We start from the raw sequence: 14,290 nt of genomic DNA, 5'->3' as shown, positions 1-14,290 counted from the left end.
CCCTTATCCGCCGATGAGCGCGGCGGCTCGGGTCAGAAAATTCCACAGCCCGTCGGGAATCCACAGGCCCAGGGTCAGCACGGCCAGCCCCAGCGCCAGGGGCGGCAGCACGCTGCAGGGCGCTTCCCGGCGCAGGGCGGGCATATCTGTGGGCCGGTTGCCCTGCACCATGCGCAGCACAGAAACGGAAAGCCCCACAAAAATGACGGCCAGCAAGATCAGATAGGCGGCGGCCAGCCAGGGTTGCTCCGCAGCCAGCATGCCCTTGAAGATGAGCAACTCGCTGACGAACAGCCCAAAGGGCGGCGAACCGGCTACGGCCAGGAAACCTGCGGTCCACAGTGCGGCGGTGACGGGCATGGTCCAGCGCATGCCGCGCACGTCGTAGCTGGAATAGGTGTGGTAGCGGGCCAGAATGTTGCCGGAAAGCAAAAAGAGCATGCACTTGACCAGAGAATGGCAGACCGCATGCAGCATGGCTCCGGAAACGGCCAGTCCCCCCACGCCCACGCCCAGGGCCAGAATGCCCATGTGCTCCACGCTGGAATAGGCCAGCATGCGTTTGTAGTGCCCCTGGCCCACAATAAAGATGGCGGCCGTGGCCAGCGAAAGCAGGCCCAGGACCGTGAGCATGCCGCTGGAAATCCCGCCCAGACCGGCGGCCAGCATGATCTGATGGCCGCGCAGCATGCCCAGCATTGCGCAGTTGAGCAGCGCTCCGGAAAGCAGGGCGGAAACCAACGAGGGGGCCTGACTGTGCGCGTCGGGCAGCCAGTTGTGCAGGGGGGCAAGGCCCATTTTGGCCCCATAGCCCACCAGCAAAAAGACAAAGGCCGCCTTGAGCCAGGTGGGCTCCGCCAGGGCGGCGTTGCGCACAAACCAGCCCACCTGGTCCATGCCCTCGGCGCCCTGCGTCGTGCCCTGCGCGCCGTGAAAAGCCACGGCCAGCAGGATGTTGCCCAGCAGGGCCAGGGCAATGCCCACGGAGCAGATGATCAGGTACTTCCAGGTGGCTTCCAGCGAGCTTTTATGCCGGTGGAAATAGATCAGCGGCGCGCTGGAAAGGGTGGTGGCCTCAATGCCCACCCACTGCGCGCCCATGTGCGGCGTGACGGTCACCAAGGTCATGGCCGCCAGAAAAAAACACAGACAGGCGGTAAAGCGGCGTTCGGGCGCATTGGTAAAGTGACCGTGGTCCAGGATGTTGGTGTGTTCTCCGATGCGTTCTTCGTCGCGCAGATAGTGCACGGCGTAGACTGACGCCGCCAGAAACAGCAGACTGGCCAGGCTCAGGAACAGCGTGCCCAGCGGATCCGGGGCCAGCAGGCCGCCCAGGGCCGTGGGCTTTTCGCCCCGCGCCACGGCCGCAGCCACGGAGCCGGTCAGCACGGTGTGGCCCAGGGCCGTAAGGGGCAGGCCCAGACGGCAGACAACGGCGCGGCCCCAGAGCAGCATGAGGCAGCCCATGACCAGGGGGAGAAAAAGCAGTGCCGTCAGCATGGGCGCGTCCCGCAGAAGCAAAGGTGGGCCCCGTGGGGGGCGTGTGGTCTGTTCATGCCGTATGCCTTGCGCGTGCGGCGCCGGATCCGGAACGCTGCGCGCTTGAAATGATCAATAAAGGTGTCGGTTGCCCGGAGGCCAGCCCCCGCTGCCCGTTCTTTTGCTGCAGCCAACGCTCGCCGCCGGTCTGCCGCAGGGCAAACTTTCAGGGGTTGCCCCCTTCCGGCAAGGGCCACGCGCGCGCGGCGGCTAGTCCCGCAGGCTGCGGAAGCCCGCCACGTCGATGGAGGCGAAGGAATCGCTGATGTGGTTGATGGCTATGCCCATGACAAACACGGCCACAAACACGTCCAGCAGCAGGGCCAGTTCAAACCACACCGTGCCCGCGGTCATGAGGGGCACGCCCAGCAAAAAAATGCCGTTTTCCGCCACCAGATAGCCAATAACCTGGGTAATGGCCTTGATGCGGCCCACAATAAGGATGAGCCCGCAGAACACTGTGGTCAGGCCGGCCGGCAGGAGCATGGGCGGAAACAGGCCCTGCGGCATGACAAGTTTGCCGTCCAGCCAGATGGCAAAGGCCAGCCCGGCCATGCCCGCCAGTACGCAGAGGCCCACGCGGCGGGCCGGACAAATCAGCGCGGCGGCGGGCAGGCGGCTTTGGGTGCGCCAGAGCAGGCCGGGCAGCAGCGCGCCCTTGATGAGCAGCACGGCCCCGGCCAGCAGGCTGTGGTCCAGACTCAGCAACAGGGCGGCCAGCAACAGTCCCTGCAGGGCCGTCAGGCGCGTCATGCCCGCCACGCGCCGCGTGCCCAGCATGAGAAAGTTGCTGAGCACCAATAGGAAAAGGCAGGATTGCAGCAGCGTGTCCATGTTCACCTCGCCTGAATCAGGATAAGGGCCAGAGCGGCCATGACCGCCGCGCCGCCCAGCAGCCAGGGCACCCGTTCCATGCGCAGGCGGGCCATGACCGATTCTACCACGCCCACGATCACGGCCAGCAGCAGCACGGTGACGAGCCGCAGCCCGGCTTGTTGCCAGGCGGGCAGGGCAGGGATGAGCAGGCCCGCCGTCAGGGCGGCGAAAAACCAGAGCTTGAGGGCTGATCCGTAGAGGATGCAGGCCAGGTTGGGGCCGGAGTGGTCCAGCACCATGACTTCATGGATCATGGTCAGTTCCAGATGGGTGTTGGGGTCGTCCACCGGGATGCGGCAGTTCTCCACCAGCAGCAGGATGAAAAAGATGGCGGGCAACAGGAGCAGGGCTCCGTTGCCCCGGAGCCACGCGCTGGTGGTCTGCCCGCCGAACATGGCGGAGAGGGTAAAGGCCGTGTCCGTACCCCGGCCCAGGTCCAGACAAAGGCTGGTAAGGGCCATGAAGGCCAGAAACAGGACCGGTTCCGCTAAAGCGGAAAAGGTGGCTTCGCGGCTGGCGCCCATGCCCTCGAAGGCCGAGCCCGTGTCCAGGGCCGCCAGCATGAGGGCAAAGCGCCCCATGCCCAGCAGGTAGGCCGCCAGCAGCACGTCGCCCGTAAAGGCCAAGGGCGAGACCGCACCGCCCAGGGGCAGCAGGGCCAGAGCGCAGAGCGCGCCGGCCAGGCCAATGGCGGGTGCGGCGGCAAAAATCCAGGTGGTGGTGCGGCTGCGCGCCTCGCCCTTGCCCAGCAGTTTGGCCAGGTCGTAGTAGGTCTGCAGCAGGGGTTTGCCGTGGCGTCCGGCAAAGACGGCTTTGACCCGGTTGATGATGCCGGGCAGGAGCGGGGCCAGCAGCAGGGCCAGTGCAAACTGAAACAGATAGACTGCGGCGTTGTTCATGAACGCAGCCCCCAGACCAGCAGGGCCACCAGGGTGGCCAGAATATAAAGGATATAGAGGTGGATCTTGCCGTGCTGGATGACCTTGCAGGCATTGCACAGGCTTTCCACAGCTGTGAACAGAGGGGTGAACAGTCCGCTGCGCAGGCGGTCCGGCGCGCTGACATACAGCTCGCCCGTCTGTGGGAACAGGCCGGAATCCATCTCCAGGCGGGTTTTCAGGCCCATGACCGGAGCAAAAATTTTGGCCGTGGGTTCGGAAAAGCCCGCGTCGGTGTACTGGATGCGCGGCGATGCCCCCTGAAAGCCGCAGCCCCAGGTGGGCACGGCCTGCACCGGGCGTTTTTTGAGCAGCAAACGCCGCGCCAGCAACAGGAGCAGCGTCAGGGCCAGACCCGCGCCGCCCACCTGGGCCACGGCCGTCAGACTCAAACGGGCTTGGGTCAGCCCGGCGCGGCCCGCATCCGCCAGGGACGCGGGCAGGGGCAGGGCGCTCTGGGCGGCTGCGGCGGCCAGGTCAAACAGCCACGGTCCGGCCAGTCCGCCGCCGAGGCAGAGCGCGGCGGGCAGGGCCAGGGGCCAGAGCGTCTGCCAGGAACACGGGTGGGCCGTGGCCGCAAAGGGCGAACGCGGCTCGCCGAGAAAGGTGATGCCGTAAGCCTTGGCGTAGAGGGCCGCCGCCAGGCCGCTGATGGCCGCCAGTCCGGCCAGGGCCAGCAGCAGGCCCATCTGGCGTTCCACGCCCGACAGGGTGGGGGCGTCCAACAGGGCCAGGGCCAGAGCTAATTCGCCCGTAAAGCCGTTCAGGGGCGGCAGGCAGGCAATGGCGGCCGCGCCTACGGCAAAAAAGGCCCCCAGCAACGGCAGCCGCCGTTGCAGACCGCCCAACAGGGGCATGCGCACCGTGCCCGTGGCGTGCAGCACTTCGCCCGCGCAGAGAAACAGCAGGCCCTTGAAGGCCGCGTGGTTGCACATGTGCAGCAGCGCGCCGCCGAAGCCCAGGACGGCGATCCAGGCATTGCCGTTGGCCTGTCCCACCAGCCCCGCGCCCAGGCCCAGGACCATGAGGCCCATGTTCTCCACGCTGGAATAGGCCAGCAGGCGCTTCAGGTTGCTTTGCGCGGCGGCCTTGAGAATGCCCATAAGCCCGGTGGAAAGGCCCAGCAGCAGCAGGGCCCAGCCCCACCATTCCGGAGCCGCGCCCGCCGGGGCCAGCAGGCCGAGCGTGCGGGTCAGGCCGTACAGTCCGGCGTTGATCATGGCCCCGGAAAGCAGGGCGGAAACGTGGCTCGGCGCGGCGGGGTGGGCTTCGGGCAGCCAGACGTGCAGGGGCGCAAGCCCGGCCTTGGCCCCGAAGCCGAGGACGGCCAGGATGAAGAGGGCCGTAAGCGTGCCCGTGCCGGTCGTGCCCAGCGTCAGGGGCAGCGCGCCGCCCGGCAGCAGGGTGGTTGCGCCCGTGGTCTGCCAGAGCAGGACGAAAAAGGCCAGCAGAGCCACGGCCCCCAGGTGGGCCGCCACCAGGTAGATCCAGGAGGCGTCGCGCACCCGGCTGTCGCCATCGTTGAAATCAATGAGAAAAAAGGGCGCGAGGGACATGATTTCCCACGAGGGCAAAAAAAGCACGGCGTCGCGTGCGGTCATGACCAGGGCCAGGCCCAGCAGCAGCAAGAGGAAGAAAAACCAGTGTGCGCCCAGGTTGTGACGTCTGGGATTCTCATGCCGCAGGGCCAGACCGCCGGCAACGGCGCAGACCATGCCCAGGCCGAAGACCGGCAGCAGGAACAGGCGGCTCAGGGCGTCCAGCCCCAGGTCGCACGCGCCCACGGGCAGCCCCATGGGCAGGCGCACGGCAAGGACGGAGCTCCACGGCCCGACAGCCACGGCGTAAAGCCCTGTAAGGCAGGCGGCGACGGCCCCGTATGGGCCCACCAGGTTGGCCGCGCGGCCAACGGCCCTGGAAGGACGGCACACGGCCAGCAAGGCGCAGAGGGCTGCGGCGGCCACAAGAATGCAGAGAGCCAGAATGAAAAGAAACATGTGGCGTGCGCCTAGGCTGCCGCGCGGCCCGGCCGCATCCGGAAGTGCGGGCGCGCGTCAGGACACGCCGGACCGTTCACGGCCGGAGCGTGTGTATGTGTGGACATGGTTCCCCCTCCCCAGACAGGCGTGGCCGCCCAAGGCAACCACAAAGCGGAGGCAGCATAGCCCTTATGTTCGGGCAAAGCAATGGCGGGAGGGCAGATAATTGCTGTGGTGCGGGGCGGGGGAGGCGTTCGGCCTGCCGCGCATATGGTTCGCTGCAGCGGAGGCCCGTCGGCGCTACAGGCCGTCCGGGAGCTTGGAGCGCATCATCTCTCTGCGGTCTAATTTTTGGCCGTCCGCCATAAACGTGCCGTCGCCCACGGCGTGGAGGGTGCGCTTTTCGTGGCGGGAGGCATCCAGATAGGCGGCAATGCCTTGCAGAATAAGGATATTGTGCTCTTCCAGCACGGCAGTGACACGGCATTCAATGTTGGCCAGGCACTCTTTAATCAAGGGGGCGCGTACCTGCGCAGCGGGCAGGGCGGTGAGCCCGAAGCGGGCAAACTTGTCCGTATTCCGCCCGGAGCAGGTGCCGATGCCCACCGCCGTGTTGAGCCGGTCCACGGTGGGGATGGCCAGCACGCATTGGCGGGTGGTGATGAGCGCCGCGTAGGAGTAGTTCCACGGGCCCGTGGCTATGGCGAAGCCGGCCGCGAAATCCAGAACCATGGTCCAGGTGATGGTCATGACGTTGTTTTTGTGGCCGTCGTAGGTGGTGACCAGGACGACCGGCCCCGGTTCCAGCAGCGTAAAGGCTTTATGGAGCGGATAAGGCTGCATGCGCGCCCTCCCGGATTTGCCGTGCCGTGTGTTGCGGCGCGAATCTGAAAAGAGCCTAGAGCAGTTAGCGAATGAAATGAGCTAACTGCTCTGCAAGAATTTTCTTGAAAATCCTTGCCACGAAATGCGAGAAGGCAGGCTTTTGCCTGCCGTAAGCGAGCATTTCAAGTGTTAAATATTCTAGCAGCCCGGCGGCAAGAGTTCAATGCGCGGCGAGGGGCGGGCGGCTGTGCCCGCAGGCGGCAGGGGGCCATATCCGTTTTGCCGCAAAGAAAAAGGGAGCGCCCAAGACCCCGGAGCACCTTGGGGTGCGCGGGGTCTTGGGCGTGTTTGCGTATTTTCTTGGGGAAAAGCGTTTGGCAAGTTTTTTGCGTTATTTTGTTATGCGGCGGCTGCGGCCTTGACGTCGCTCCTGTGGAAGAAAATGGCGATTATGGCCGCCATGATGTTGGAGCAGCACAGAAAGCCAAAGGCCACGTTGTAGTTCTGCACGCCGTCGGCAGCGGTGGTGATGAGCATGCCCACGACGATGGGGGCCAGGAAACCCGCCAGTTGCCCGGCGGTATTCACTATGCCCATGGCCCGGCCCGCAATTTCTTTGGGCACTTCCATCATGGGCAGGCTGAAGACCGAAGCCACGCAGCAGAAGCAGAAGTAGCCCGCAATGATATTGAAGGTCATGAGGGCGGTCACGCTTTCAGCCGTGAACATAAGGTAGAGGAACAGGGCCATGCACAACTGGGTGACGACGACATAGTGGAAGCGGTACTTTTTCAGCGCGCCGTCCATGAGGTAGCCGGAAACAATGGCGCCGATGAAGCCGGCGAAAAAAGGCAGAGAAGCGGCTATGCCCATCTGGCCCATGGCCAGACCACGGCTTTTGACCAGGTAGGTGGGCAGCCAGGACATGTAGCCCCAAGCCACGGTATTGCTGAAAAAGAGCAGAAGAAAGGATTTCCAGACCACAGGCGTGGTCAGCACCTGAAGAAAGGTCAGGTTTTTCTGTTCCACGCCGTCGGCTGCGGGTTCGTTTTCCAGCTCCTTGAGCTCTTCGGCGCTGACGCCCTTCTTTTCCTGCGGATTGTCATACAGGGTGAACCAGATCCAGACGCAGAGCAGAAAGCCCGGAATGCTCAGGTAGTGGAAAACGGCCCGCCAGCCCCAATAGGACATGATGGCCACCACAAAGAGGGGGGCCAGGGCGGGGCCCAGCGAGTTGGTGCTCATCATGATGGAATTGGCGCGTCCGCGCTCTGCGGCGGGCGTCCAGACGGCCAGGGACTTCCACGTGGCGGCGGGGCCGATGCCTTCGCCGATGCCGAAGCAGATGCGGATGATAATCAGGCCCAGCAGGCTGCCGGCATAGCCGGTAAACAGGGTGAAGAGAGACCACCAGGCAATGGCGAAGACAAGCACTTTGCGCGCGCCGAAGCGGTCGCTCAAGATGCCGCCGGGAATCTGGAACAAGGCATAGCCCGCGAAAAAGGCGCTCATGACCACGCCCATTTCACCGGCGGAAAGGTTAAATTCATCGGCAATATAGGGTATGGCGGTGGACATGACCATACGGTCAAGATAGGAAACCAGCCAGACCATAAAAACCACAGACAGGGCCGTGTGCCTGTGCTTCCACGTAAACTTCATAGGGCCTCCCCCTCAGCTTGGTATGGGCCTGCCGTCGGCCCGCCCCATGTTTTTATCCGGCCGTTTCGGCAAGCCAGTCCAAAGCCACCTGCGCATACAGAGCCGCACCGTAAATCAGGCTTTCGTCATCCACATTGAAGGCCGGGTTGTGCCATGAGAATCTGATGCCTTTCTCCGGATTGCCGCTGCCAAACCAGACAAAGACGCCCGGCGTCTGGGCCATGTAGCAGGCAAAGTCCTCCCCGCCCATGCTGGGCGTGCAGGGCAGGATATTTTCTGCGCCGTAAACTTCCTTCATGGGGCCATTGCGCAGCCATTGGACGAGTTCCGGCGGGTTGTTCACATTGGGGACCAGTTCGTTGTAGTCAAAGTCGGCTTTGACGTTGTACGCGGCGGCAGTATGGTCAATAATGCGCCGCAGGCGGTCCCCAAGCTCGTGGAAAAGCTCCAGATCAAAACAGCGCACCGTCCCCTGCATGGTCACGGTATCGGGAATGACGTTGGCCACTGTGCCGCCGTGTATGCTGCCGATGGTGACCACCACCGCTTCGGTTGGGCGCATTTCGCGGCTGACCACCGTCTGCAGGGACGACACAATGGCGGCCGCGGCCACCACCGGGTCATGGGCCAGGTGGGGCACGGCCCCGTGCCCGCCCTTGCCGTGCACTGTGATGGAAATGAAGGCCGTGCAGGCCATGATGGGGCCGGGGGAAACAAGGCCCTTGCCCGCCGGGTATTCGCAGATGTTGTGCTGCCCGAAGATGAAATCCACATGGGGATTTTCAAGCACGCCCTTTTTGACCATAAGGGGGCCGCCGGTAAAAATCTCCTCGGCAGGCTGAAAGATAAACTTCACCGTGCCGGCCAGGTCGTTTTTGCGGGCGGCCAGCAGGCGGGCCGCGCCGAGCAGGGCGGCCATATGGCTGTCGTGGCCGCAGGCGTGCATGACGCCGGGATTTTCAGAAGCAAAAGGAACGCCGCTTTTTTCTTCAATGGGCAGGGCGTCGATGTCGGCCCGCAGGGCCACGCACTTGCCGGGCCTGGCGCCGCGCAGCAGCCCCACCACACCGGTTTCGCCGCCCCAGTCCACTATTTCGACGCCCATGGCGGCCAGTTCTTTTTTCAGATAGTCCGTGGTCCAGAATTCCTTGAGGCTCAGTTCGGGGTGCCGGTGCAGGGTTTCACGCCACGTTGACAGTTGCTCCCTGATGGCCCCGGCTTCGCTGCGCATATGGTGCATGTTCTTCTCCTTTACTGGAGACAGTTCCATCCGGGCAGGGGGGAACTGCCGGCAGCGCGCTGTACTGATAAAACGGCGTGATTATATACCACGCAAAAACGGATGACAATTGCCAATCCGCTTATTTTTTTGAATAAATAATAAGAAAACAAATTGTGGCGCGCAAAAAGCCCTGCGCCGCAGCCGGAACCATTGGCGGCCGCGGGGAGCAGTCCTGTTGAAGCCCCTTGCGTGCAGGAGAAATGCGTCTTATGTACCTGCCGCTTTACAAGGCCCTGTCTGCCGCTAAAACGGGGCGGGGGCAGCGCGCATGCGGATTTTGCCTGCCATAACGCAATAACCGCGAAGCGCAATCGCCATAAGAGCCATATGGCTTCAGCGCCGTTGTGGTATAGGGAAAGGATCGCGGGCGCCCCTCCGGCTTCAGGCAGAAGTTTGGGGGGCGTGCATTCCGGCGCTGCGGTTCGCCCGTTTTGGCACAGGATCCCGCATCTCCAAGAATACGCCGTAGGGCGTGAGAGGCACTGCCATGTGGCTCAAAACCAGACACGAATTCCCCCGGAAAGTAAAAAAACAGCAATACGCGGCTATGTCGGTATTTTTTTTAGTCGGTTTTTTCTATGCCGCCTGGGCCCCGCTTATTCCCTATGCCAGTGACAGGCTTTTTCTTGATGAGGCCTCATTAAGCATTATGCTCCTGTGCTTTGGGCTGGGGTCGATCATAACCATGCCCATTACCGGAGTGCTTGCCGGCAGGTTCAGTTGTCACAGGGTCATACTGGTTGCATCGGCGCTGCTGGCGGCAAGTTTTCCTCTGCTGGCCATTTTGGACCACTTTATCCTTATGTGCGTTGTGCTTCTGCTGTTCGGGGGCTGTGTGGGCGCTGTGGACGTGGCCGCAAACATTCAGGCCAGCATAGTCCAGAAAAAAAGCCATGTTGTGATGCTGCCTGTTTTCCACGCATTTTACAGCATCGGCAGCCTGACTGGCTCCGGCTATCTGATTTTTCTGCTTTGGATCGGGCTTCCGGTAAGCTGGGCGGCTTTTTCATGCGTCCTGTTTATTGCCGCGCCGCTGCTGCTTTTTTCACACTCTTTCCTGCACCACATCCCCACCAGAGAAGAGCGGAAAACCGCGGTTTTTCCAAGAGGGATTGTTATCGTCCTGGGATTGATGTGCTTTATTGTTTACCTGGCGGAAGGAGTAATAGCCAACTGGAGCGCCTTGTACATGTTGCAGTATAAGGGCTTTGAAAAGTCGTATGCCGCTCTCGGCTACAGTGTGTTTGTTGCCGCTGTCGCCCTGGGCAGATTGTCCGGCGAAGGGCTGATCCGCACCCTGGGGGGTATCGGCAGGGCGGTGTTTATCGGCAGCGTCACCGCTGTGGGCGGCATGCTTTTGTTTATGGAAATTCTTCCGGGTTTCTGGGCAATGGCCGGCTATTTCCTTTTGGGATTTGGCGTGTCCAATATTGTGCCGATTATTTTTATTGCGGCCGGCAGCCAGCACAGGGTGCCCCTCAATGCCGCCATAGCCGCGGTCACCACTATAGGCTATTCCGGAACTGTGCTGGGCCCCGTTATTATCGGCCTTATCGCCCACGGCAGCTCCCTGCAAACGGCTTTTTGGTTCAATATCACGCTGTTGGTTCTTCTGGCCGGCATTGCAAGGGTTGTGTTTCGCCCCGTGTATGGCCTGGTCGGCCCGACAGGGAAATAAGGCGGGGCTACTGCGTTTTCCGAGAAAATGCACCCGCCTGCGCCAAGGGCTGCGCGTCCGGTTTTATCGGGGCAATTCCAGTCGCAGGCGCACAGGGGCTCTTCGCTGCGGCCCCCGCCAGCGTGCAGGACGCCCCTGGCGGAGTTATGGCGTTGTCCTGGTACTGCGCGCAGAATAGACGCTGACGCAAATTGTGGCCAGAAAAAAGGCCGCTGCCGCATAGCCTGTCGTGTGCAGGCCAAGAGTGTTAAACACAAAGCTGCCGATGAAGGCCCCGCCGCCAATGCCCACATTAAAAATGCCCGAATAGATGGACGTGGCGATGTCTGCGGAATGTGCTGCTATTTCAAGAATCTTGCTCTGAAACAAAAGCCCAAGCACAGCCATGCTTCCCCCCCAGAGGATGCATATGGGCACGATGGCCGCCAGATGCGCTATGGAGATATTGAGCGCCAGAAGGCAAAGAAAGATAGCCACTGACGGCAGAATAAACACCAGTTTGGTCTTCATGGCCGCCAGCCGCGTGGCGAACAGGCTGCCGCAAATGCCGGAAAGCCCCATCAGCAACAAAAACAGCGGCACGGCCTGGCCGGAGAAGCCGCCAATCTGGATCAGCAGAGGCGCAAGATAGGTATAGGCAAGAAAATAGCCCGTCACCGCCAGCAGGGTTTGCAGGTAAAGGAGTGCGAGCTCTTTGTTGCGAAACAAGCCGGGAACGCTTTTGAATGAGCCTGTATCTTTGGCGACAAGCGGCGGAAGCAGACGCCAGAGTATAAAGGCAATGCAGGCGGCCACAGCGCCAATAAGCAAAAAGGCTGCCCGCCAGCCAAAGTGCTGTCCGACAACGGTGCTGAGCGGAACCCCCATCACCGTGGCAAGCGAACTGCCTACGATGACAATGGCAAGGCCCCTGGCCTTCATCCCCTGCGGCGTAATGCGGACCACAATGGGGGTTGTTATGGACCAGAACACGGCGTGCGCATTGGCGATGCAAATGCGCGCGAGCATAAGGGTTGTGAAGTTGGGGGCCAGAGCGGAAAGCACATGCCCGGCTATGAACACGACAAACAGGCCAATAAGCAGCTTACGGCGCTCAACCCGTGCCGTAAGCGCGGTGAGCGGCAAGGAAAGCAGGGCCACGCTCCAGGCGTACATGGCGACCAGAAGCCCGGTAAAAGCCTCGGTTTCGCCAAGATCCTTGGCGATTTCCGGCAGCAGCCCAATGGGCAGAACCTCTGTGGTGACAAATATGAAGGCAGCCAGAGCCAGAGAAAAAACAGGCACCCAGAGGCGTCTGCCTTCCGGGGTTTTAATCGAAGTCATGATCTGATCCTTATCACGCGCAACAGTAATACCAGTGTCTCCCATACGCCTGCTTTCGGCGGAGTACAAGCCGGGCTGTTTGCGGCGGCACGGTTGGCGGGGGGGGGAACACCGGGCTCTGTCGGATCAAATCAAGACGGCCCCAACTCAAGGCTGCCTCATATAAAAATCGTGTTCTGCAGCCCGTGGTACAGGGGTGAGCCTTTTCGCACAGGGAAAGCGGCGGGGGCCTGGATTTTCGGCCCCCTGCCGCTTGTTTAGGAACGTTCTGTGGGCAGGGTCAGCGCACCAGCCCGGCCTTGACCGCAAAAGGATCCCAGGCCGGGTCTCGGTGCGCGTCGTACTCGGTGACCTGCTCCAGCCAGTCGCCCAAAAGCCGGCCATACAGACGGGAGATGACCGCCACGGTCATATCCATCCCGGCGGAGACGCCGGAAGAGCTCACCACCGTACCGTCATCCACCCACCGCGCCTGTTTGACCCAGTTCACCTTGGGGCCGGGCGTTGTAGAAGCCTTGAAGGCCATTTTGTTCGTTGTGGCCGGCCTGCCGTCCAGAATGCCCGCTGCAGCCAAAAGCGACGCGCCGTTGCACACGGACATGACGATCTTCGTCTTGGTCGCCTGGTCGCGCAGCCAATCCAGTGTTGCCGTGTCGCGAACCAGGGGCACTGCCCCGCTGCCGCCGGGCACCAGCAGATAGTCCAGCTTGGGCGAGTCGGCATAGCTGTAGTCGGCTACTGTTTTCGGCCCTTGGTTCGAGGGAATTTCTCCCCGCGTTGCCGCAATGGTTACCAGCCGTACACCCACACGCTTTTCTTCTCCACCCCAGAAACGGGCCGGGGCGTGCTTGAGGCTGCCCCACATTTCCATGGGGCCGTATGCGTCCAGCATTTCGAAGCCGGGGAAGAGGAGCACCCCGACAGTTACCTGCCGGGAGACGTGGCCTGGGTGGACTTCATACATGACCTGATTCTCTGGTTGGGGTGATGGCACTTGCGCCGGAACAGAGCGGGCGGATGCGAGCAGCATGAGCGCGAGCGCAAGGCACTGCAAAGAGATCTGTTTCATATGCCTATCCTAAGTGTTAACGCCATGTACCGGAACGGAATCTGCTCCGGTACTGGCCGGGGGTGATGCCAAAGCGGCGTGAAAATGTCAGGCGGAAGTGCTCGCCGGACTGGAAACCGCACTCCCGGGCGATGGTTTTCAGTGCTTGCGTTGTTTCCTCCAGGCGTTTCACAGCTGCTTCAAGGCGAATATTTTCAATGAAATGGGCCGGAGTCTCGCCGGTTTCGCGTTTGAAGACCCTGGCGAAGTTGCGCGGGCTCATGGCCGCGTGTTTGGCTATGTCCTCATTGCGCAGCGGGCGCTGGTGGTTGTCGCGCAGCCATTGGATCGTCGAGGCCAGGGCGCCGCCCTCGTGGGTCTGCGCCAGCAGGGTTGTGCTGAACTGTGATTGCCCACCCGGACGCTTGAGGTAGAGCACCAGCACCCTGGCAACGTGCAGCGCCAAATCGCGGCCGCAGTCCTCCTCCAGCAGGGCTAATGCCAGATCAATGCCCGCCGTCACTCCGGCCGAGGTGTAGACGGAGCCGTCCTTCACATGCAGGGCGTCAGTCTGGACATCAATATTTGGAGAAAAGGCGCGGAGTTGCTCAAGCATGAGCCAGTGGGTGGTGGCCCGGCGGTTTTCCAGCAGCCCCGCGCGCGCCAGGATGAAGGCTCCGGTGCAGATGGAGCACACGCGCCGCACCAGAGGCGCAGCTTCGCGCAGCCAGTCCACCAGCGCCTGTGGCGCCTGCGTTGCCGCGGGGCCGCCAGCCACCAGCAAGGTATCAATGCCGCTGCACTGCCCCAATGCCGTATCCGTCAGCAGCCGCATGCCGGAGGCGGTCCGCACTACCGCGTCAGGGGTTTCGCCCGCGACCTGGATGCGGTAAAGTGGTTCTGTGCCGCCGGACTGCGCATGTAGGGCGTTGGCTGTGGAAAACACGCCCAGGGGCCCCGTGATGTCGAGGATTTCCGCTCCGTCATGGACAGCCATGACGACAAGGCGCGGGGCAGTTGGACCACAGGCGGTGGGGCGTTGTGCACATTTCATGGCCGTACCCTAGGCCAGGGCCCCCCGTGGCACAATGACATTGATAGTGATATTCCTGCCAATGTGGTCCACAGTCTGCTTAGGGG

The 14,290-nt window shown here is 62.3% G+C and carries 11 protein-coding genes; 1 reads left to right on the top strand and 10 read right to left on the bottom strand.

Annotation, left to right across the window (positions count from 1 at the left end):
- Positions 1-3: 3 nt before the first annotated feature.
- The 7 genes from J7I12_RS07740 to J7I12_RS07710 form a co-directional block, all read right to left on the bottom strand.
- Complete coding sequence (locus J7I12_RS07740) at positions 4-1,500, bottom strand: proton-conducting transporter transmembrane domain-containing protein (RefSeq protein ID WP_118230172.1); 1,497 nt, start codon at positions 1,498-1,500, stop codon at positions 4-6.
- Between the two features lie 249 nt (positions 1,501-1,749).
- Complete coding sequence (locus tag J7I12_RS07735; protein WP_118230157.1) at positions 1,750-2,373, bottom strand: hydrogenase-4 component E; 624 nt, start codon at positions 2,371-2,373, stop codon at positions 1,750-1,752.
- 2 nt (positions 2,374-2,375) lie between these two features.
- Positions 2,376-3,314: a respiratory chain complex I subunit 1 family protein gene (locus J7I12_RS07730; RefSeq protein ID WP_118230158.1), complete on the bottom strand. Its 939-nt coding sequence runs from the start codon at positions 3,312-3,314 to the stop codon at positions 2,376-2,378.
- Positions 3,311-5,350 carry a proton-conducting transporter transmembrane domain-containing protein gene (locus J7I12_RS07725; RefSeq protein WP_302413575.1) on the bottom strand — a complete coding sequence of 680 codons (2,040 nt, stop codon included), beginning with the start codon at positions 5,348-5,350 and terminating at the stop codon, positions 3,311-3,313. Before J7I12_RS07725 ends, J7I12_RS07730 begins: the two co-directional genes overlap by 4 nt.
- A 282-nt stretch (positions 5,351-5,632) precedes the next feature.
- A complete protein-coding gene (locus J7I12_RS07720; RefSeq protein WP_302548752.1) occupies positions 5,633-6,175 on the bottom strand; it encodes a flavin reductase family protein in 543 nt (180 codons plus the stop codon).
- Between the two features lie 381 nt (positions 6,176-6,556).
- Positions 6,557-7,819, bottom strand: coding sequence for an MFS transporter (locus tag J7I12_RS07715; protein WP_288907375.1), 1,263 nt, complete (start codon positions 7,817-7,819; stop codon positions 6,557-6,559).
- Between the two features lie 52 nt (positions 7,820-7,871).
- Positions 7,872-9,059: a M20 metallopeptidase family protein gene (locus tag J7I12_RS07710; RefSeq protein WP_303193265.1), complete on the bottom strand. Its 1,188-nt coding sequence runs from the start codon at positions 9,057-9,059 to the stop codon at positions 7,872-7,874.
- Between the two features lie 529 nt (positions 9,060-9,588).
- Here J7I12_RS07710 and J7I12_RS07705 point away from each other — a divergent pair.
- Positions 9,589-10,779 (top strand): MFS transporter, encoded by a 1,191-nt coding sequence (locus tag J7I12_RS07705; protein ID WP_498793497.1) that lies wholly within the window; start codon positions 9,589-9,591, stop codon positions 10,777-10,779.
- 144 nt (positions 10,780-10,923) lie between these two features.
- On the opposite strand, the gene J7I12_RS07700 is transcribed toward J7I12_RS07705, so the two are convergent.
- The 3 genes from J7I12_RS07700 to J7I12_RS07690 form a co-directional block, all read right to left on the bottom strand.
- Complete coding sequence (locus J7I12_RS07700) at positions 10,924-12,102, bottom strand: sugar transporter (protein WP_165450928.1); 1,179 nt, start codon at positions 12,100-12,102, stop codon at positions 10,924-10,926.
- Positions 12,103-12,382: 280 nt separating this feature from the next.
- Complete coding sequence (locus tag J7I12_RS07695) at positions 12,383-13,171, bottom strand: DJ-1/PfpI family protein (protein WP_498793496.1); 789 nt, start codon at positions 13,169-13,171, stop codon at positions 12,383-12,385.
- Between the two features lie 16 nt (positions 13,172-13,187).
- Positions 13,188-14,204 (bottom strand): GlxA family transcriptional regulator, encoded by a 1,017-nt coding sequence (locus J7I12_RS07690; RefSeq protein WP_118230166.1) that lies wholly within the window; start codon positions 14,202-14,204, stop codon positions 13,188-13,190.
- Positions 14,205-14,290: the final 86 nt, after the last annotated feature.

It is taken from the genome of Desulfovibrio diazotrophicus (assembly GCF_902498985.2).
Taxonomy (GTDB): Bacteria; Desulfobacterota; Desulfovibrionia; order Desulfovibrionales; family Desulfovibrionaceae; genus Desulfovibrio; species Desulfovibrio legallii.
This window is presented reverse-complemented; position numbering and strand designations above follow the sequence as displayed.